The following is an 18,781-nucleotide window of genomic DNA, read 5'->3' as shown; positions in this document are numbered from 1 at the left end:
TTCCGAAAACGGAAACATTCGGTCCTGTCTTAATGATCAATCAGGGACGTGGTCTACATCCAAACGAATGGAAAATCACTTTTCCGCGTAAGGATTTTTCGTTCCCCGCAATTGTAACCGCACCGGAACGCCCGGCATGTGGAACGTTTCACGCAGACCATTCACCAGATATCGCTTGTACGAATCCGGAAGCTGCTCGGCCCGCGTCCCGAACAGAAGGAATGTCGGAGGACGGGCTTTGACCTGCGTCATGTAGCGCAGCTTGAGGCGACGACCGTCCACGAGAGGCGGCTGGTGACGCTCAAGCGCGTCCTCGAACCACCGGTTCAGTTCGCCTGTGGAGACCCGCGAATTCCAGATTTCATAGACATCCCGCACCGCAGGCAACAGACGGTGCACGCCCGCCCCGGTCAGAGCAGAGAACGTCACGACCGGAATACCACGAACCTGCGCAAGCGAGATTTCCAGACGGTCCAGAATCGCTTTTTTCGTCGCGTTCCGGTCCTCAACCGCGTCCCATTTGTTCAGCGCTATGACGCAGGCCCTGCCCTCGCGCTCAATAAGACGGCCGATCTGGAGATCCTGCTCATGCACCCCCAGTGTTGCATCAATAACGAGCACGACCACCTCGGCCATCTTCAGCGCTTCGATGGAAGCCGAGACCGACATTTTCTCAAGATGCTGCTCAACACGAGCGCGCTTGCGCATACCGGCTGTGTCTACAAGCTGGATAGGTCCATGCTCGTCATGCAGTTCTACCGCAATGGAATCGCGCGTCAGACCGGCTTCGGGACCGGTGATCATCCGCTCTTCGCCCAGCAGGCAGTTCAGGAGTGTGGATTTCCCCGCATTTGGCCGACCGATAATGGCAAGACGAAGCGGCCCTGCCGGACGCTCTTCTTCCTCCCCCTCAGTCTTCGGCGCTTCGCGACGGCGGTTTTTCTCGGCAGGCGGCAGGCGCTCAGCAATCTCGCCCATGAGATCCGCGATGCCCTCACCATGCTCGGCAGAGAGCGCGAGTGGCGTGCCAAGTCCCAGCGAATAGGCTTCAAGAGCCGCATTCGTCCCCGCCTGCCCTTCCGCCTTGTTGGCAATCAGCAGAACCGGACGGTTCTGGCGACGGAGCCAGCTTGCGAAATGGGCATCCGCCGGCGTGATGCCAGAACGCGCATCGATGCAGAACAGCACCAGATCCGCCATGGCCACAGCGGATTCGGACGAGGCCCGCATTCGCCCATACAGCGTATCCGGCGCGGCCTCTTCCAGTCCGGCCGTGTCGATCAGCTTCACGCGACGACCACGCAGGAGAGCTTCGCCTTCCTTGCGATCGCGCGTGACGCCGGGCATGTCGGACACAATGGCCTGACGACGGCCGACGAGCCGATTGAAGAGTGTAGATTTCCCGACATTCGGGCGCCCGGCGATAACAACGACGGGCAGGTTCTCAGAGGTCATTCGTTCAGCCATAGGCCCGCAGAACGGCGTCCTGGGACAGGGTCAGCACCTGACCGTCGCAAACGATCGGCTGAACCTGACACGACGCGGTAGTCTTACGGGTCAGTTCAAGTTTTCCGGTCACAGCGTTCAGAACCGCCATGCCTTCTTTCGGGAAAGTGGAGAAACAGATCAGTTTGCCGTCCACGAGGAGCGGTCCCACCCATGCAATGGCATCTTTTTCCGCATCTTCGCGGATGAAACGGCGAAGCTGCGTGATCCAGCGGACATGGCCGGAAAGACGGTCAAGACAGGCAATCTGCTGATCCGTGGACAGGACATACATCCAGTCTCCACAGATCGCCATAGGGCTCTGGCCACTCACCTCGCGTTCCCAGAGACGCCGGCCGGAGCGCATGTCGATCGCGACCAGAACGCGGGACATGGATACGGCATATGCCGTCCCGTCCATAATAACAGGAGCGCCGCGGATGCAGGAAAAATCGAGCATCGCACCCATGCCGTTGGACCCACCGAGACTGTCACTCCAGACCATCTCGCCCGATGCCGCACGAAGTGCGACCAGATCGCCACTTCCGAAACCCGCGAGGATGACGCCATCCACGAAGGCCGGAGCGGACTGACCGAAAATCACCGTATCGGAAGCAGTCGCCTGATAGGTCCAGACCTGATGACCGGTGTTGGCGTTCAGCGCGATCAGACGTTCGTCGATCGTCCCGAACACCATCAGACCTTCAGCAATGGTCGGTGCGGACCGTCCCGGCGTTCCGGTGCTGACACGCCATTTGACCTTGCCCGTCAGCGCCTCGACCGCCAGAGCCTGCGCAACACCGTCTACGATATAGAGCGTGTCTCCGTCCAGTGCGAGACCACCACCGATATTGGTGGAGCGACTGGCTGTCGAGGCAGGCTGACGTGTCCAGACATGGCGGCGTTCAGGCCATGTCCATGCCTTAACCACGCCCTGCGCATCCGTCGTAAAAAGATGACCATTGCCAATAACCGGCGGCGACTGGATAGCCCCCCGGTTTGTCGGCATGATGGCGATCATCGACAGAAAGCTGGACGGATCAGTCGGCGTACCGACCGACTGGCTCCAGGCGAGATTCGGGCCGTTCCACGCCGCATTCACGGACACATGTGACGGACGTCCCCCTTCCTGCAACCACTCCCGAACGGGCTGGGCCGACCCGAGGGTGATCGGGGTATGATCGTCATGATCCACCGTCAGGCCGGCACCGGTGGACAGCACGTTGACGCGATGCCCGGCCAGAGGCGGCTTCTTGTCATCTTCGAACAGGCTGCAACCACCGAGTACGGCAAGAGCACTCCCGGTGCAGGCCGTCCGCAGAAGACTTCTGCGCGCCATCGGAGAGCCTGCGGAGAAGGAAGGTCGGGAAAGAACAGGACGGCGCATCAGCCGGCGTCTCCAAATGTCTCGAGCAGGGCCTGCGCGCGGGCACGTACCCCTTCGGTCGCGGTTGCACTACCGACGATCTGGGTCAGGATGCGCCGGGCCTCCTTCTGCTGATCATCCGTGGCCCCAGAACGCAGATCCAGTGCGACAAGTCCTTCCTGGGCAAGGGAAGCCCATGCACCACCGCTCTGTGCCAGCGCCTCATAGCCCGGGCGCAGCGTCTTTGGGTCAGCGGTCGCGGTCTGTGCATTGAGACGCATATAACGCGCCATGTCGCGCAGAGCCGGCTCTGCAGCCGTGTCGTCCGCAACGCTCTGCCATGTCTTCAGAGCTGCGTCCGTCTGTCCGTTCTGGCTTTGAAGATCCGCCAGACGCAGGGCCGCATAAGAGCGCACACCTACTGGTCCGTGATCCGCAAGATCCTGAAAGGTTTCAGTCGCCTTCCGCGTGGCCGCGGCGTCGTGCTTGGGATCAGACAAAGCCGTGGTAGCGGTAAAATACCGCGCCGAGGCCGCCTTCTGCGCAACATGACGGGCATGACTGTTCCAGCCCCATATCCCGCCGCCAACGGCACCCACCAGCGCCACGACCCCGACGACAGCGCCAATCCGCCGTGCCATGGCCCGTAGCCTCTGCGCCTGCATTTCCTCGTTCACCTGAGTGATGAAATCGTCTGCCACCTGGTCCCCTGCTGGATCGGTCTTCACGCTATTCGCCCAACCATACAGACGGCGCACCTTTGCGGCAAACGCTTCACGCGTTCAGGAGAGCCGTGAAGAATCGTATGCCCGGGAAATAGCCGGCGAAAATGATATCGGAACGGAAAACTCCGCTCACATTCAGACTTCCTTAACGGCGACGGACGCATCCTGAGCGTCATGAAAAAACCCGTCCCGCTTCTGCTGTTTTCACTGATGTTCTGCGCACTTGAAGGCTGCGCGCCAGATCGTATCGCATCAGCCATTACCGGCAAGGACTGTAGCACGGCCTATCTGTATGATGACGAAAGCTTCTGCTCCCGTCCGGTCGGGCCGCCACCTCCGCAGCCTTACTGTACGACCAGCTTCGAGGGCACGACATGCTGGGCGCGACCGGACCTCATGCCCAATGTGGCACGCCAGACCTACGAAGGGCCAACGGGCCTGACTCCCGGACAGAATCAGACCCGTATGGGCCAGTAAACGCAGATGCCGAAGTGGTCGTAGCACAAGGCCGGAACCCTTTCGCCAGCCCTTGCAGCCTCAATGATGACTAAGCTTATGGCCTGCAGTCGCGAGGTTGGCCGAGAGAACCTGAAAAGAGGCCGCGATATGGGACTGGACGGCGGCACTTCCAGCATGGATGTGCGAAATCCGCGCACTGGCATCCTGGCTAATCGCCGTCTCTTCCCGATTGGCCTGCGCCGCCACGCAGGTGTTGTAAACACGGGCCGCTTTTTCATAAGCCGTCACCCGGTCGACGCTCTCGTTATACTGGGCGACAGTCGCGGCCTTCACCGCGGGCGCCTGCGGTTCAGATCCGCATTTTGACGCGGTCCAAGCCGTGTCAGCCGCACCAGCAACACCTGTGGAGACAACGCCCGTGAAAAACAGGCCGGACAGAACCGCTCTGCGACTGGCGGCAACCCAACGTCTCATAAAGCTCCCTTTCCTGATCGAAGCGATGCGCGCCCTACGCCCAGATCAAGGCGCAAATTTGGCAGGTTCGCCTGTGGGCGTTCCAGGAACTTCATCATTTTCCATTACGACCGTTCCACGCACGATCGTCGCCATGGGCCAGCCCGTCACCCGCGTTCCATCAAACGGGGTCCAGCCCGCAGGCGTGACGATCCAGTCGTTGGTAATCTCGCGCTCGGCCTTCATATCCACAAGCGTGAAATCGGCATCGAATCCGACGGCCATACGACCTTTGGTCTGCAATCCGTAAACCCGTGCCGGTCCCGCCGCCATCAGATCGACCAGACGTGAAAGCGACAGACGCCCCGCATTTACATGGTCGAGCATCACGGGAACGATCGTCTGCGTTCCCGTCAGACCCGCCGGACACTTCGGCCAGGGTAGCTTTTTTGCCTCAAGCGGATGCGGAGCATGATCGGACGACACCACGTCTACCCGACCATCCCGCACGGCCTGCCAGCTTGCTTCCCAGTGCGGCCGGTCCCGCAGCGGGGGGTTCATGACAGCCAGACCACCGAGCTTTTCATAACATTCCGGTGCGACCTGCGTGAGATGATTGACCAGAACCTCCACCGTAGAAATATCGCGATAATCCGCCAGATATTCCAGTTCCTCAGCAGTCGAGACATGCAGAATATGTGCCGGACGGTTGGTCTTGCGGGCCAGCGCCATGATACGTCTCGTTCCGAGAAACGCACATTCCACATCTCGCCATACGCTGTGCGTTTCGTAAGGCTGACCTTCATGGAACATCGGTTTACGGGCCTGAAGACGGTATTCGTCCTCGGAGTGGTAGGCGATCCGGCGATGTCCCGACCGCATGACGGCCTCCAGCCCTGCATCGTCCTCAATCATAAGATTGCCCGTTGACGATCCGGCGAAGACCTTGATGGCACAGATCCCCGGCTGTTGTTCAAGAACCGCCAGTTCCGGCGTATTCTCGCGGGTCGCGCCAACATACATCCCCACATCCACATGAGCTGTCTTGCGGATATGATCGCGCTTCCAGTCAATCATCGTCACGTCGGTAACGCTTGGCGACGTGTTGGGCATGTCGAAAACAGTCGCGATTCCGCCCAATGCCGCAGCGCGGGTTCCCGTCTCGAGGGTTTCGACTTCCGGCTTGCCCGGGTCCCGCAGATGGACATGCGCATCGATCAGTCCCGGCAAAACATGCAGCCCACGTGCGTCAATGACGCGATCCGCTTCGTCCGTTGCGCGAGCGCAAAGCGATGCCACTTTGCCGTTCCGTACCCCGATATCCGCCTCAGCCTCACCCCAGGGGAAAACGCAGCGTCCGCCACGGATAATCAGATCGTAATGCATGGTCTGTCCTCACAAATCAGCAGGCCCGTCAGGCCGGAATTCGGTTTGCTTATGAAGCGCGTGCCAGAGTTTCGAACGTATCACCGTCTACGGAAACCCCTTCGATGTGATGGCGATGCCAAAGCGCGAAAAACAGCAGCGTCCAGGCCTGCCTGGCCATGCCGCGCTGTCCGGCTTTTGCAAACAGGCGCTCTACATCTGTTTCCGGCATCATGGCCCTGATGCAGGGCTGGCGTCCCACAAGCGGCCCAAGGCGAGGGGACTGTGCCTCGATCCACTGCCCTACAGGCACCGTAAATCCCTGTTTGGGGGCAAACGGCCGCGCCTGCGGCAAGGCCTCTGAAAGCCAGCGACGCAGCAGCCACTTCCCGTAACCGTCCCGCACCTTGAAATGCGCTGGAAGGGGCCAGACGGCTTTTGCCACGACGGGATCCAGCAGAGGGGTACGTCCCTCAAGAGAATGCGCCATCAGGCAGCGATCCAGCTTGAGCAGCAGATCATTGGGGAGCCATTCGGCGATATCCAGTGCCTGCGCACCTTCCAACCCGGACAGGCCAACCGCAAGCTCCGTCATGGCAATACCACGCCGCCACTGCCGACCATTTTTCAAAAAGCGCCGCCCGAAAGTCCCCGAACGGTACGGCGCACGTCCCCCTTTCCACCAGGGCTTCATGATCCGTCGATATCGGCCATATCCCGCAAACAACTCGTCCCCCCCCTCCCCGCTGAGAATGACGGTGACGTCCCTGCGGGCTTCCCGTGCGAGAAACCATGTCGGGATCACCGCATAATCAGCAGCAGGATCGTCCATGCTCGCCACAATGGCGGGAAGATCCTTCCAGACCATGCCCTCGGTCACGGTCAGGACATGATGCTCCGCGCCGACCGCAGCGGCGAGAAATGCTGCATCGGAGGATTCATCCGCTTTTCCGCTATCAAAACGGGCCGTCCATGTCCGCGGATGAGGCAGCCCCAGCCGATGGGCCGCAGCCAGAATAACCGAACTGTCGATACCACCGGACAGGAACAGCCCAAGCGGCACATCCGCGCGCAGATGCGCCTCAACGCTGTCCAGAAGCGCGGTTTCCAGCCTCGCCAACGCCTGAGTATCAGTCAGGTGGGCGGGTACGATATCGCGGGCTTCATGCAGAACGTGTCGCCTGCGCGACTCTACAATCCTGCCATCCACGATCCGCAGCGTCTCGCCGGGCAGCAGACGACGGATACCTTCGAAAATGATGTCCTGCCCCGTCGTGAACTGAAGCTGCATCAACTCATCGCGGACGCCTTCGCGCACACTGCGCCTGCCAAAACCACCGGCCAGAAGGGCCTGCGGCTCCGACGCGAAGGCAATGCCCCCTTCATAGGCCGCGATATAGAGCGGTTTGATCCCGAACGGATCGCGGGAAAGCACCATTTCATGGCGCCCGTGCTCGTTCTCCACGATGGCGATCGCATACATGCCCCGAAGTTCATGCGTATATCCGGCACCGTCCTGCAACCACAGATGCAGCGGGGGCTCGCAGTCGCTTTTCGTTTTGAAACATGTCTCGGGAAAACGCCTGCGAATGGCCTGATCATTATAGATTTCGCCATTCGCAATCAGGGCTGAAGTTCCGAGGCGAAACGGCTGTGCTCCACCTGCGATATCGACAATCGACAGCCGCCTGTGTCGCAAAGCGGCGCCTGAAAGATCCAGCCTCCCTTCGCCATCCGGACCGCGATGGAAAATCGCCCGTGACATCCGATCCAGCGCATCCTGATCCGGGTGATGTCCAGGCAGACAGGACAGACCTGCGATTCCACACATCAGCCCCGCACCCCATCGAGAAAGGTCGACCATCGCCGCATGACGACCTCCTGCGCGAATTCACGTTCAAATCTTTTGCGGCCATTCCCGGCAAGCCGTTTCGCTATCGCACCATCTTCAAGAACGGTCCCGATCTGCGCCGCAAAATCCCGCTCATCCTCGACCGTAGCCAGAAGCCCATCTTCCGTTCCTTCCAGAATTTCCCGCGGCCCCTGAATGCTGCTCGCAACAACCGGCACGCCCGCGGACAGGGCCTCGATCACGACATTGCCCAGCGGTTCGACGCGTGACGGACAGACCAGCACATCGCAGGCCCGAAGCCAGGGGCCACTCTGCGCGATCCAGCCGGGAAGATGCACACGATCCGACACACCTTCGGCACGCACCAGTGTCTCCAGCGCCTCGCGCTCCGGCCCTTCACCCGCAATGACGAGATGCACACCAGGCAGATGCTTCATGGACCGGATCAGAACATCAAAGGCCTTGTTTTCATGCAGTCGTCCAAGTGACAGCACAAACGGAACGTCCGGCGGAAGAAACTCCGGACGCTGCGGCATTACAGATGAGAAGTCAGTCACGAAATTAGGCAGATAATGGACCTTGTCCGCCGGCCAGCCCTCAGCCCGCATCCAGTCCGCCAGACCACGGGTATTTCCGATCAGATGATCGCAGCGGCGATAGTTGGACAGGTCATAATACCCTCCAAGACGCCCCGCAATCCGCCAGGGGCCTGACGGCACCATCCGAGCCGCACGGCTCATCCAGGCCACGACAGTATCCGGCCCGAACGCCGCAAGACTGCGCCGCAATCCTGGTCTCGTCCCCAGATCGAGAAGGCCGCCAAAGCGATAGGTTAAGGTTTCGACGCCTGACGCTTCGAGGCGCTCCCGCCGGGCGTCATCATGCCGGATCAAAGCCTGCACGGAACGCCCGTCCTGCGTTTGCGCAATGGCCAGACGCTCGAAGAATAACTCTGCGCCCCCCATTGGAGCGCCAGCCATCACATGGGCCACGCGGCCCCGGTCCCCATTGGGCGATGCAGAATTCATCTCTCTTCTATCGGCCATGACCGACAGGGCATCAAGTCAGTCAGCACCAATGCAGGAGACGGAAACGTCTTTTTCACTCAGGATTTTCCGGGCGGCCGAAAGGACTGTCGCAACGGACAGTCCGCTTATCGGCGCATGACCCTCGGGCCCGGGCGCTTCCACATAACGCGCCATCCGGCCCGCTGGCGCATATTCCGAGGCACGGGAAGGTCCGAACAGCCCCAGCGTAGGCGTGCCGGCCGCCGCAGCCAGATGCATCAGACCGGAATCATTTCCAATGAAGAGCGTACAGCGCATCAGAAGGGCCGCAACCTCTCCCAGAGAGGGGCTTCCTCCAAGATCCAGAGCGTCCGGAAGCGCCCCTAATACCGGAAGCGCGCGCTCCCGCTCCGCGTCACCGGGACCGTAAAGCACGACAGGACGCAGATGTAGGGGCCTCAGGGCCTTCGCCAGTTCCACAAACCGTTCCGCTGGCCAGATCTTGCCATCCCAGTTCGCCGTCGGCCCCAATGCCAGCCAACCCCTTTCCGGCAGGAGGCGCATAGCCTGCTCGCGCTGTGTGGCAGTTGTCCACACACGTGGCATCGGCGTCCGCCGATATCCGAGCGCATGGCCGAGTTGCTCGATCCGGCGTCCCGGACGACGACCACCGCGCACGATAACGCGCCGCCGAGCCCTCAAGGTCAGCCCCAGAAGCGAGCCTCTCAGGTCCACGACCATGAACCAGCGCGTGGGAAAGCAGTCGCGCCAGAGATCCAGCCAGTGCCGGTCATGTCGGCGTTTGGTCATAACGATGATGCGTTCGCATCGAGGATCAGCTTCGAAAAGACCTGCCGCCACTGGCCCGCAGACTACAGTAAAAAGCGCCGCCGGATACCGTTTCTGCAGTGCGTCGAGAACACCTGTGGAAATGACCGCGTCCCCAAGCCGGTTGGCAGTAACAAACAGGATCCGCATCAGCTGCGGGACCACACCGGGTCCTTAATGGTGCTCATGAACACCGCATGCGCTTCAAGTTCCTCAACGCTAGGCGGGGCCATTTTCCGGGGCTGACGGTTGGCGAGAAACGTGCTGCCCTCCATCATCTCCTGGGCCCGTGACGGGCCGGCGAGACCCAGTCCGCGCTGCCTGCCGCCCATCAGCTCAACATAAACTTCCGCTAGAAGCTTGCAGTCCAGAAGGGCGTTATGTGTCCCACGCTGAGACAGATCGATTCCGAACCGGCGGCATAGCGCATCGAGACTGGCAGGTAGACCGGGATATTTCTTCCGTGCCATTTCCACCGTGTCGATGGCCCGGCTGGCATAGTCGAGAGGCTCACGACCGCAGGCGACCAGTTCTGCATTGACGAATTTAAAATCGAACCGAGCGTTATGCGCGATCATCGGGCTGTCCCCGATGAACTCCAGAAAACCGTCCGCCACCTCGGCGAATTTCGGCTTTCCTTCCAGATCCTCGATCCGGAACCCATGCACCTTGGTCGCCTCGGGCGGAATATCACGCTCGGGATGGATCAGGACGTGATAGGCCTCTCCCGTCGGAAGATCATCGATCAGTTCGAGCGCCGCGATCTCGATGATGCGGTCGCCCATATCGGGGTCGAATCCCGTGGTTTCCGTATCGAACAGGATGGATCGTTTCATGACGCCTCACGCAGCCGGTGCAACAGGGCATGGACCTGCCGGGCGGCCTGTCCACGTGACAGGCCGGTTCGTATCACGATGTCGGCCCGGCGTCTGCGCTCATGGTCGCTCATCTGGCGCGCCAGCAACCCTTTGGCATCAACAACGCTCATACTGCCCCCGCTGCGTCCCCGCTGGCGGATACGCGACAGGCGCGTGCCCATCGGAGCTTCCGCAACGACAACCACATCGCAGCGCCGGTCCTCGCCGATTTCCATCAGTAGCGGAATATCCAGCACGCAGAACGGCTCCTGCCGTGCCTGACACTGTTTCAGAAAACGCACGCGCTCGGCCCGCACCAGCGGATGCATGATGGCTTCCAGACGTTTCAGTGCACCGGGCCGTGTCCGTACAGCCTCTCGCAAGGCACCACGATCCAGATGGCCGTTCCTTACTGTTCCGGGAAACGTTTTTCCGATCAGCGGCAACGCCCTGCCCTGTTCACCCTGAAGCGTGCGAACGCACGCATCAGCATCGAAAACCGGCACTCCGGCCCTGCGGAACAGGGCCGCGACCGTGCTCTTCCCGGCCGCCATTCCGCCCGTCAGACCAATGATTTTCACGCTCTAGCGCAGGCTGGCAGCCAGAAGATCAAACGTTGTCTGATCTGCCTGCGGGTCAACACCGAACCAGGCCCGGAAACCGGCACGCGCCTGATGGACAAGCATACCCAGACCGTCCACCGTTCGCAGGCCACGCGCCTGAGCCGCCAGCAGCAACGGTGTCTCGCGCGGCGTATAGACGATATCCGTCACGCACAGCCCCGGTGCAGCTTCACGAAGAGCCGCGTCCCAGTCCAGGCCAGGTTTCCCACCCATTCCCATGGAGGTGGCATTCACCAGAAGCGAACAACCCGACAGCAACGACGGCCATTCGTACCACGCGACGGCTTCGCCTCCGCCCAGCGCGTCGACCAGCGCTTCAGCACGCTCGAGCGTCCTGTTGGCAATCACGACTTCACAGCCATGATCCAGAAGCGCCGCCGCAACCGCTCGCGCAGCGCCGCCCGCTCCCAGAATCATGGCGCGTCCATCGATCTGCACGTCATGCGCACTTAGATTGTCACAAAAACCCGTGCCATCCGTACAGTCGCCGATAATGCGTCCTGCCACGAAACAGATCGTATTGACCGCACCGGCACGTTTTGCGGTCGGGGTCAGTTCATCGCAGGCCATCATTGCCGCTTCCTTATGCGGAATCGTGATGTTTACGCCCTGAAAACCCGCGGCAGCCAATCCGCGTAGCGCCTGATCAAACCCTTCAGGCCGCGTTGGCAACGGCACATATGCGCCATTTACCCCATTCACCCGACACCAGTGATTGTGCATCCGCGGAGAGCGCGAATGTTCGACCGGCCAGCCCATGACGCCTGCAAGTTTCGTATGACCGTCAATCATGCCGCCAGCCTTTCCCAGACTTTCGGCAGCAAAAGCGCCAGACGTCCCGCCCAGTCCCGCTGTCCGTCTTTCCCGGAAATCAGATCCTGCCGGATTTCAATCTCAAGATAAGGAAGTCCCGCGGCTTCTGCATGGCGTGGCACTGTATAATCGGACGTATCAGTCAGGACGTAAGGCTCGTTATCGCCCACGCACAACGTCTTATCCTCACGCAGAAGATCCAGCGCGATCGACGCCATGCGGCTGTCCTGATTGTGCAGAATACCGATCTGCCACGGTCGGTCTTTGCCGTTCATCTGCGGCGTAAAACTATGCAGTGCAATCAGAGCTGTGGGACGAGAGCCGCGTTCGGCCAGAACTTCGGCGATCGTGTCATGATACGGATGCAGGATCTCCCGTTCCCGCTTCGCACGACATACCTCCTGCGCCGTCTGATTGGCCGGAACCGGCGTTCCATCACTTACAAGCGGCATGGACGTCGGATGGCCCGGCGCCCGGTTGCAGTCTATCACGAGGCGGGAATAGACCTGCTCGATCAGCGCGGACCCAAGCGTTTCGTGCAGAATGCGCCCCACACCTACGATGCCGATATCCCAGGCGATATGCCGATCCCAGTCCTCCGTCCGCACCCCCATATCCCCCAGCGCATCCGGAACCGCCCGTCCTGCGTGATCACTCACGAACACGAACGGAGACGGCGTTTTTTCCGGAAACAGAAGGAAGGGCGCCGGATCACCGGCGCCGAGAAGGGGAACAGACATCAGAATCTTACTCTTACTATCCAGCCAGAGCCTGCACAGTATGCCTCACGGCGTCCGCAGACCAGTCCATGTTCCCGATGGACTCTGCCACGACCTCGCCTTTCGCATTCAGGATCAGCGACCGCGGCACGCCATGAAGGGACATGATGTCGCCTGTCAGGCCCTTAAGGTCCTCAGGACGGACCTGCCGGACCGACTGGACCAGAGCCGTCTGATCCGCGGTTTCCATCATCACGCCCGATACCGGATCGACCAGCACCGGCAGCGTATCGATTCCATGACTGTCATAGAAAGCCCGCACCTTTGGAATCGTGCTGCCACGCACAGCTACAGGCACGATCTGTGGTCCTTCCGCACCCAGGGCCTTTGCCGTCGCATTCACCGAAGGCAGTTCGCGGATGCAGGGCGGGCACCACGTTGCCCAGAAATGCAGAATGAAGGGTTTGCCGTACCAGTGAGACAGCGGCACGTCCTGGTCCTGTTCATTTTTAACGCTCAGCGCCGGCAGAATTTTCGGAACGGCAAGCCTGCCAAAAGAATTCGGCTCGAAAGCTAGTCCGTGAGAAGCCTCTTCTTTCTCGGCCGCAGCAAAGGCCTGCCCTGAAAGCAGAGCAGCCCCCATCACGGCGCCGGCACCACCCAGCAGATGTCGTCGTGTCAGAAAAATAGTCATATCGCAAAAGTCCTTCTCGTCAGCATCAGAATCCGGATAGCGGGTCTCAGCCACGCATCCCGGCGAAAATCTTACGCAGGGCTTCAGCGCCACCCGCTCCGCTCCAGTCCTGCGGTCCGGAAGCCGAAGCACGAACACGTCCGTCACCATCAATCAGGAATGTTACGGGGATGGCAAGCTGCTCCGTCCCGACCCATGCTTTCAGATCCGCATCCTCCACCGTCCAGACCGGCAGGCCCGACACACCGCTCTGTGTCAGAAAAGCTCTGACCTTTTCCGGCGACCCGCTGGACACCGCAACAGGGACCACGGGACAATCTGCTCCCCAGTCCCTCATGAAGGCGGCAAGAGCGGGCAGTTCATGTCGACAGGGTGAACACCATGTTGCCCAGAGATGCAGCAGAAAAGGCCTGTGAAGAGGCAGCGACTGATTTATTCCGTCCAGTCCGGAAAGGGAAAAGCGAACCGGCTCGCCGACTGGTTTGTCCGGGACAAGACTAGCAAGCGGTGCTCCACGACGCACGACCAACCCCGCCAGACGCGACGCGCCCACGCCGGTCAGGGCTGCGAGCCCCGCCGTACCAAGAATAAAGGTACGTCTGTTGAAAATCCGCCTGTTCAAGCAGGCCCGGAAGACTGAAGCCCAGACAGGATTTTTTCGAAAGCGGACCGGGCCTCCGGAGCATTCCACGCCATTTCGCCTTCGACGCGCGACCGCAGACGGCCCTGCGCATCAATCACACAGGTCATCGGAAGGCTGGGTTCACCGGACGTGAACCACTGGGAAAACTCGTGCTGCGTCAGTGTCCAGGGTGCAATATGGGGCAGATGCCCCTGTGCCAGAAACATCATGACCTTGGGCAGCGGACTGGCCACGGCGACAGGAATAACGGGAACTTCTGCTCCCGTTTTTTCAAGAAACATGTTCAGAGCGGGCAGTTCCAGGCGACATGGCGGACACCATGTCGCCCATAAATGCAGGATAAACGGCCGCCCGCGCAGTGTAGAAAGATCGAGCGCCGTACCATCCGGCCCCGCCAGTCTCAGATTGACGGGCACGAGGGTCGGCGCTCCTGGAGCGAGCGCAGGCAATACAGGATGCACGGCTTCTGCATCCTCTGCGCGGGCGGAAGTCCCCAGCCCGCAATTGCAGAGGGAAGCTGCCGCAGCTAGGCTGGCAGCTCCTCCAAGAAGGGTTCGCCGGTCGATCTGCTTCCGAATCATCTGCTTACGGTTATCATGAAAAACGCTCCTGTCGACACACAATCAGATGCCGCCACGTCCTTTGAGGGCACAGCTGCCAATCCACAATGGGGTGGCCGCTTTGCCTCAGGTCCGGCCGCCATCATGGGTGAGATCAACGCCTCCATCGGATTTGACAAGATCCTGTGGCGACAGGACATCCGTGGCTCCCTCGCCCATGCCGCCATGCTCCAGAAAGTCGGCCTGCTGACCGAGACAGAACTTGCCGAAATCCGTCAGGGCCTTGGGGACATCGCGCAGGAAATCGGCGAAGGCCGCTTCGAGTTCTCCCCGGCCCTCGAAGACATCCATATGAACATTGAGGCGCGCCTGTCCGAGCGGATTGGTGAGGCAGGCAAGCGTCTGCACACGGCCCGCTCACGCAACGATCAGGTCGCCACCGATTTCCGCCTCTGGGTGCGTGATGCCATCGACGGCCTTCAGGACCAGACCACCGCCCTGATGCGCTCCCTCGCCACCCGTGCGCTGGAACATACCGCAACGCCGATGCCGGGCTTCACCCATCTTCAGGTCGCCCAGCCGGTCACGTTTGGCCATCACCTTCTGGCCTATGTCGAGATGCTATCGCGTGATCGCGGCCGTCTGCGTGACGCCCGCGCGCGGCTGAACGAATGCCCGCTCGGTTCGGCCGCCCTTGCAGGCACGTCCTTTCCGATCGACCGCCGCATGACGGCCGCAGCGTTGGACTTTGACCGACCGACCGCCAATTCGCTCGACGCCGTGTCGGACCGTGACTTCGCACTCGAATTCCTGTCCGCCCTCTCGCTTCAGGCCATGCACCTGTCGCGTCTGGCCGAAGAAATCGTGATGTGGGCCTCCGCGCCCTTCGGTTTCGTCACGCTGTCAGATGCCTTCACGACCGGTTCTTCCATCATGCCGCAGAAGCGTAACCCGGACGCCGCCGAACTGGTACGCGCCAAAATCGGCCGAATCATGGGCGATTTCGTAGGCCTGCTGACGGTCATGAAGGGTCTGCCCCTCGCCTATGCCAAAGACACGCAGGAAGACAAGGAGCCCGTCTTCGATGCCACCGAAGCCATGACGCTTTCCCTCGCCGCCATGGACGGCATGATCCGGGATCTGAAAGCTAACGCTCCCCGGATGCGCGAAGTCGCGGGAATGGGCTTCTCCACCGCGACGGACCTCGCCGACTGGCTGGTCCGCGAGTTGCGCGTTCCTTTCCGCACCGCCCATCACGTCACGGGCCGTCTGGTCGGCATGGCGGAACAGAAAGGTTGCGATCTGGCGGATCTGTCGCTGGAAGACATGCAGTCCGTCGAACCGCAGATCAACGCGGGTGTTTTCGATGTTCTGACCGTCGAGGCCTCTCTGGCATCCCGCACCAGTGAAGGCGGCACCGCACCGGCCAATGTGACGCATCAGGCCGAAGCCTGGCTCGCAAAACTCGGAGAAACCGCATGAAAAAACTGCTGCTCGTCGGCATGACGGTCGTGGCTCTTGGCCTGACCGCCTGCGGCAAGAAAGGCGCCCCACACGCCCCCGGCCCGTCGCAGGACATCACCTATCCGGGAACTTATCCACCGGAATAAGCGCTTGCTTCCAGAGCCTGCAGCACGCGTGGATGGTCCAGAACCTGCCGGGCCGTCCACCCCTCCTGCCGCAAAACCCGCACGCCCTCCGCGCCGTCACGCTTGGAGAGTTTCTGCCCGTCTGCATCCAGAATGAGTGCATGATGCGCGTATGTCAGCTCTGGCCAGCCCATCAGTTCCTGCAACACACGCTGGACTGACGTCGCCTCATACAGATCCCGCCCCCGCGTCACGGTCGTCACGCCCTCAAGCGCATCGTCATGCGTGACACACAGATGATACGAAACGCCCGTATCCCTCCGCGCCAGAACAATATCGCCGAACGCGTCAGCCTTCCCGGCAACGCGACCGTGCCCGACCTCATACCAGCCCGGCACGTCCTGCAACACATCCAGCGCCCGGCCCATATCAAGCCTCCAAGCCGGATCACGCCCCTGCACTTTCCGCGCCACGCTGTGGCGACATATCCCCGGATAAACAAGACTCCCATCTGGTGCGACCTGCGTCGCTGCATCAGCAATTTCCCGCCGCGTGCAGAAACACGGGTACAGCACCCCTCTCTCCCGCAGATTGGCCAACACGGCTTGATACTCCGCCAGATGCGCCGATTGCTGCCGGACCGGCCCGTCTGACGACAGTCCAAGCCACTCCAGATCCTCACGCAAAGCCTGCGTCAGTGCCGGCGTACAGCGCGTCGTATCAATATCCTCGATACGAATCAGAAACTTTCCGCCGTCACCCGCCATGATCCGCGAGTAGCGGCCCGAAACGACATGCCCCAAATGTAGAAATCCCGTGGGACTCGGCGCAAATCGTGTCGTTACGGGAATCGTCATGAATGTGTCACCAGCGTTTGCTTGCGGTCTGCGCAGTTTACTGGAATAGTTTCTTCAAAGAAGCCGACGACACGTGTTTTCCCGCTGTTTGTCCCGTTTTCATTCGGCGCCGTAACCCCGCATGTGTCGTCCTTGCAGAAAGGATGCGTGTGGTGTCCGTCAGCGGTCAGCATTTTCCGGCTCTTGTCCTGAACGCGGATTTCCGTCCGCTGTCCTATTTCCCGCTCTCGCTCTGGTCCTGGCAGGAAGCCGTCAAGGCCGTCTTCCTCGACCGCGTCTCAGTCCTCTCCGAATATGAAGACGCCGTCGTCCACTCCCCCAGCCAGAGCATGCGTCTACCCAGTGTCATAGCGCTGAAGGATTACATTCCCACAGCCCGCAAACCAGCCTTCACCCGTTTCAACGTCTTTTTGCGGGACAATTTCTCGTGTCAGTACTGTCATGACCGATTACCCACGCACGAACTGACTTTCGATCACGTCATCCCCCGTGCCCGCGGTGGCCGGACGACCTGGGAAAACGTCGTAACGGCCTGCAGCCCATGCAATCTGCTGAAAGGCTCAAAACTCCCCAGCGAACTGGGCATGCATCCGCACCGTAAACCCGTCCGTCCCAGCAGCCGTCTTCTTCAAGAAAACGGCCGGACCTTCCCACCCCATTATCTTCACGAAAGCTGGCACGATTATCTGTACTGGAACACCGAACTCGAAACCTGAGCAGGCGTTTTACCAGTCCAACTTCTGCAAGGATGGACTTCCATGCGTACCGGACTTCTGCTGACCACACTGGCCCTTGGCCTTTCCACCACCGCTCTCCCCGCCTCAGCCGAAACACTGCATCTCTTCGGCCCGTTCAAGGACGAGCATGGTGCCACTGCGCCCATCAAGGGTTCGGCGTCTGCAATGCTGGACACCACGAAAAATACGCTGACTTACCGTTTTGAAGATAACGGCCTTTCAGGGCCAGTCACGGCCGCTCACCTGCATGGTCCTGCTGCAGATGGTCAGGACGCTGGCGTTCTGGCCCCAATCGACGGCCCGTACACGACCCGCATGACAGGCACGCTCCAGCTCACGCCTGAGCAAGTCAAGGAGGTGCAGGCCGGACAGAGCTATATCAACCTCCACACCGAGAAATACCCGGACGGCGAAGCCCGTGCCCAGCTTACGACCGATCTGACAGGCCACAAGCATCACATGGAATAAATCTCCCATCGCGAGCCATGAAAAAAGGGCCTGCCCGATTATGGGCAGGCCCTTTTTTATATCAAAGATAGATCAGCATCTGCCGAACAGGCGGTATTAATCGCCAGTCTTCGCATTTTTCGTCTCGGGAGCCTTGGCAGGCTGTCCCGGATCGATGTCGTGAACAGTTTTTTTCGTCCAGGCGCCCGTATCGTGAACGGCCTCTTTCGTGCCTTTCTTGGTGGCGTCCCAGCCCTTCCTGCTTTCCTTTCCGGTCCAGTGCGCGGCGTCAGAGACACCGTTCTTCGTAGCGTCCCAGCCCTTGACGCTTTGTTTCTTCGTCCATTGCGCCGCATCGGACGTGTCATGACGAACTGCAGCCCAGGACTGACGCACAGTCCGGCACAGATCGGTTTCGCAGGGCTTCTCGGCCGTGTCAGCCGCAATAGCCTGCGAAGCAACTCCCAGAGGCATCACAGCCAGAGCAGCAAGCAGCAGAGGGGCGGAAGAGGAAATGAACCGGATCGACATCGAGAGTCTCCTGTTTTCAGATAGACTCACCCTGTCACTCCCCGGAGAGACCGGCAAGCCTGCTCGTGCCTCTCCGGCGCAAAACAAACTCCACAGAAAAAACCCCGCATCACTGCGGGGTTCTCAGCATATCAGATCCAAATGGCGTCAACTGCGACCGAACGCTGGATC

Annotated in this window: 22 protein-coding genes; 5 read left to right on the top strand and 17 right to left on the bottom strand. The window is 60.5% G+C overall.

The features are described from left to right. Positions 1-75: 75 nt before the first annotated feature. The 3 genes from der to GKA01_RS06415 are packed head-to-tail and all read right to left on the bottom strand — an operon-like array spanning position 76 to position 3,552. On the bottom strand, positions 76-1,455 hold the full coding sequence (gene der, locus GKA01_RS06425; protein WP_146860353.1) for a ribosome biogenesis GTPase Der: 1,380 nt from the start codon (positions 1,453-1,455) through the stop codon (positions 76-78). Between the two features lie 4 nt (positions 1,456-1,459). Then, entirely contained in the window at positions 1,460-2,824 is a 1,365-nt protein-coding gene (locus GKA01_RS06420) for a PQQ-binding-like beta-propeller repeat protein (RefSeq protein ID WP_167506326.1), read from the bottom strand. Between the two features lie 47 nt (positions 2,825-2,871). Beyond that, on the bottom strand, positions 2,872-3,552 hold the full coding sequence (locus GKA01_RS06415) for a tetratricopeptide repeat protein (RefSeq protein WP_244289174.1): 681 nt from the start codon (positions 3,550-3,552) through the stop codon (positions 2,872-2,874). Positions 3,553-3,750: 198 nt separating this feature from the next. Here GKA01_RS06415 and GKA01_RS06410 point away from each other — a divergent pair, with 198 nt between their 5' ends. Then, complete coding sequence (locus tag GKA01_RS06410) at positions 3,751-4,053, top strand: hypothetical protein (protein ID WP_146860351.1); 303 nt, start codon at positions 3,751-3,753, stop codon at positions 4,051-4,053. 60 nt (positions 4,054-4,113) lie between these two features. Here the strand turns inward: GKA01_RS06410 and GKA01_RS06405 are convergent, their stop codons facing one another. From GKA01_RS06405 to GKA01_RS06350, 12 genes are read right to left on the bottom strand one after another with little or no spacing between them, the layout of a single operon-like run. After that, positions 4,114-4,509: a hypothetical protein gene (locus tag GKA01_RS06405; protein WP_146860350.1), complete on the bottom strand. Its 396-nt coding sequence runs from the start codon at positions 4,507-4,509 to the stop codon at positions 4,114-4,116. 45 nt (positions 4,510-4,554) lie between these two features. Next, positions 4,555-5,874 carry a dihydroorotase gene (locus GKA01_RS06400; RefSeq protein WP_146860348.1) on the bottom strand — a complete coding sequence of 440 codons (1,320 nt, stop codon included), beginning with the start codon at positions 5,872-5,874 and terminating at the stop codon, positions 4,555-4,557. A gap of 49 nt (positions 5,875-5,923) precedes the next feature. Beyond that, entirely contained in the window at positions 5,924-7,684 is a 1,761-nt protein-coding gene (gene asnB / locus GKA01_RS06395; protein WP_146860700.1) for an asparagine synthase (glutamine-hydrolyzing), read from the bottom strand. Further along, a complete protein-coding gene (locus GKA01_RS06390) occupies positions 7,684-8,733 on the bottom strand; it encodes a glycosyltransferase (protein WP_167506325.1) in 1,050 nt (349 codons plus the stop codon). Before GKA01_RS06390 ends, asnB begins: the two co-directional genes overlap by 1 nt. 36 nt (positions 8,734-8,769) lie before the next feature. Continuing rightward, positions 8,770-9,690, bottom strand: a complete 921-nt coding sequence (locus tag GKA01_RS06385) for a glycosyltransferase family 9 protein (protein ID WP_146860697.1) — start codon at positions 9,688-9,690, stop codon at positions 8,770-8,772. Then, positions 9,690-10,376 carry a DNA polymerase III subunit epsilon gene (gene dnaQ / locus GKA01_RS06380; RefSeq protein WP_146860343.1) on the bottom strand — a complete coding sequence of 229 codons (687 nt, stop codon included), beginning with the start codon at positions 10,374-10,376 and terminating at the stop codon, positions 9,690-9,692. Before dnaQ ends, GKA01_RS06385 begins: the two co-directional genes overlap by 1 nt. Further along, positions 10,373-10,978, bottom strand: a complete 606-nt coding sequence (gene coaE / locus GKA01_RS06375) for a dephospho-CoA kinase (RefSeq protein ID WP_146860341.1) — start codon at positions 10,976-10,978, stop codon at positions 10,373-10,375. Before coaE ends, dnaQ begins: the two co-directional genes overlap by 4 nt. 3 nt (positions 10,979-10,981) lie before the next feature. Then, positions 10,982-11,812, bottom strand: coding sequence for a shikimate dehydrogenase (locus GKA01_RS06370; protein WP_146860339.1), 831 nt, complete (start codon positions 11,810-11,812; stop codon positions 10,982-10,984). Beyond that, entirely contained in the window at positions 11,809-12,573 is a 765-nt protein-coding gene (locus tag GKA01_RS06365) for an N-formylglutamate amidohydrolase (RefSeq protein WP_146860337.1), read from the bottom strand. The genes GKA01_RS06370 and GKA01_RS06365 overlap by 4 nt, the downstream gene beginning before the upstream one ends. Before the next feature lie 16 nt (positions 12,574-12,589). Next, on the bottom strand, positions 12,590-13,246 hold the full coding sequence (locus GKA01_RS06360; RefSeq protein WP_146860335.1) for a TlpA disulfide reductase family protein: 657 nt from the start codon (positions 13,244-13,246) through the stop codon (positions 12,590-12,592). Between the two features lie 46 nt (positions 13,247-13,292). Continuing rightward, entirely contained in the window at positions 13,293-13,868 is a 576-nt protein-coding gene (locus GKA01_RS06355; RefSeq protein WP_167506324.1) for a TlpA disulfide reductase family protein, read from the bottom strand. After that, a complete protein-coding gene (locus GKA01_RS06350; protein WP_146860331.1) occupies positions 13,865-14,470 on the bottom strand; it encodes a TlpA disulfide reductase family protein in 606 nt (201 codons plus the stop codon). Before GKA01_RS06350 ends, GKA01_RS06355 begins: the two co-directional genes overlap by 4 nt. A gap of 15 nt (positions 14,471-14,485) precedes the next feature. Between GKA01_RS06350 and argH the strand changes: the two genes are divergently transcribed. Together argH and GKA01_RS13980 are read left to right on the top strand one after the other, a co-directional pair. Further along, positions 14,486-15,931 carry an argininosuccinate lyase gene (argH, locus tag GKA01_RS06345; protein WP_146860329.1) on the top strand — a complete coding sequence of 482 codons (1,446 nt, stop codon included), beginning with the start codon at positions 14,486-14,488 and terminating at the stop codon, positions 15,929-15,931. Beyond that, entirely contained in the window at positions 15,928-16,059 is a 132-nt protein-coding gene (locus GKA01_RS13980; protein WP_264789201.1) for a hypothetical protein, read from the top strand. Before argH ends, GKA01_RS13980 begins: the two co-directional genes overlap by 4 nt. Here the strand turns inward: GKA01_RS13980 and gluQRS are convergent. Further along, a complete protein-coding gene (gene gluQRS, locus GKA01_RS06340) occupies positions 16,044-16,895 on the bottom strand; it encodes a tRNA glutamyl-Q(34) synthetase GluQRS (protein WP_146860327.1) in 852 nt (283 codons plus the stop codon). The genes GKA01_RS13980 and gluQRS overlap by 16 nt on opposite strands. Positions 16,896-17,038: 143 nt before the next feature. Here gluQRS and GKA01_RS06335 point away from each other — a divergent pair, with 143 nt between their 5' ends. After that, complete coding sequence (locus GKA01_RS06335; protein WP_146860325.1) at positions 17,039-17,611, top strand: HNH endonuclease; 573 nt, start codon at positions 17,039-17,041, stop codon at positions 17,609-17,611. 42 nt (positions 17,612-17,653) lie between these two features. Beyond that, entirely contained in the window at positions 17,654-18,100 is a 447-nt protein-coding gene (locus GKA01_RS06330) for a CHRD domain-containing protein (protein ID WP_146860323.1), read from the top strand. Positions 18,101-18,196: 96 nt separating this feature from the next. On the opposite strand, the gene GKA01_RS06325 is transcribed toward GKA01_RS06330, so the two are convergent. Continuing rightward, the gene (locus tag GKA01_RS06325) at positions 18,197-18,610 is read right to left on the bottom strand and encodes a hypothetical protein (protein WP_146860321.1); all 414 of its coding nucleotides are present in this window, start codon (positions 18,608-18,610) and stop codon (positions 18,197-18,199) included. Between the last annotated feature and the right edge of the window lie 171 nt (positions 18,611-18,781).

The organism is Gluconobacter kanchanaburiensis NBRC 103587 (assembly GCF_007988905.1).
GTDB lineage: Bacteria > Pseudomonadota > Alphaproteobacteria > Acetobacterales > Acetobacteraceae > Gluconobacter > Gluconobacter kanchanaburiensis.
This window is presented reverse-complemented; position numbering and strand designations above follow the sequence as displayed.

Bases quoted from the DNA above. Each gene is read 5' to 3' on its own strand.
- der (WP_146860353.1), bottom strand. From the start codon at position 1,455: ATGACCTCTGAGAACCTGCCCGTCGTTGTTATCGCCGGGCGCCCGAAT.
- GKA01_RS06420 (WP_167506326.1), bottom strand. From the start codon at position 2,824: ATGGCGCGCAGAAGTCTTCTGCGGACGGCCTGCACCGGGAGTGCTCTT.
- GKA01_RS06410 (WP_146860351.1), top strand. From the start codon at position 3,751: ATGAAAAAACCCGTCCCGCTTCTGCTGTTTTCACTGATGTTCTGCGCA.
- GKA01_RS06405 (WP_146860350.1), bottom strand. From the start codon at position 4,509: ATGAGACGTTGGGTTGCCGCCAGTCGCAGAGCGGTTCTGTCCGGCCTG.
- GKA01_RS06400 (WP_146860348.1), bottom strand. From the start codon at position 5,874: ATGCATTACGATCTGATTATCCGTGGCGGACGCTGCGTTTTCCCCTGG.
- asnB (WP_146860700.1), bottom strand. From the start codon at position 7,684: ATGTGTGGAATCGCAGGTCTGTCCTGTCTGCCTGGACATCACCCGGAT.
- GKA01_RS06390 (WP_167506325.1), bottom strand. From the start codon at position 8,733: ATGAATTCTGCATCGCCCAATGGGGACCGGGGCCGCGTGGCCCATGTG.
- GKA01_RS06385 (WP_146860697.1), bottom strand. From the start codon at position 9,690: ATGCGGATCCTGTTTGTTACTGCCAACCGGCTTGGGGACGCGGTCATT.
- dnaQ (WP_146860343.1), bottom strand. From the start codon at position 10,376: ATGAAACGATCCATCCTGTTCGATACGGAAACCACGGGATTCGACCCC.
- GKA01_RS06370 (WP_146860339.1), bottom strand. From the start codon at position 11,812: ATGATTGACGGTCATACGAAACTTGCAGGCGTCATGGGCTGGCCGGTC.
- GKA01_RS06365 (WP_146860337.1), bottom strand. From the start codon at position 12,573: ATGTCTGTTCCCCTTCTCGGCGCCGGTGATCCGGCGCCCTTCCTTCTG.
- GKA01_RS06360 (WP_146860335.1), bottom strand. From the start codon at position 13,246: ATGACTATTTTTCTGACACGACGACATCTGCTGGGTGGTGCCGGCGCC.
- GKA01_RS06350 (WP_146860331.1), bottom strand. From the start codon at position 14,470: ATGATTCGGAAGCAGATCGACCGGCGAACCCTTCTTGGAGGAGCTGCC.
- argH (WP_146860329.1), top strand. From the start codon at position 14,486: ATGAAAAACGCTCCTGTCGACACACAATCAGATGCCGCCACGTCCTTT.
- GKA01_RS13980 (WP_264789201.1), top strand. From the start codon at position 15,928: ATGAAAAAACTGCTGCTCGTCGGCATGACGGTCGTGGCTCTTGGCCTG.
- gluQRS (WP_146860327.1), bottom strand. From the start codon at position 16,895: ATGACGATTCCCGTAACGACACGATTTGCGCCGAGTCCCACGGGATTT.
- GKA01_RS06335 (WP_146860325.1), top strand. From the start codon at position 17,039: ATGCGTGTGGTGTCCGTCAGCGGTCAGCATTTTCCGGCTCTTGTCCTG.
- GKA01_RS06330 (WP_146860323.1), top strand. From the start codon at position 17,654: ATGCGTACCGGACTTCTGCTGACCACACTGGCCCTTGGCCTTTCCACC.
- GKA01_RS06325 (WP_146860321.1), bottom strand. From the start codon at position 18,610: ATGTCGATCCGGTTCATTTCCTCTTCCGCCCCTCTGCTGCTTGCTGCT.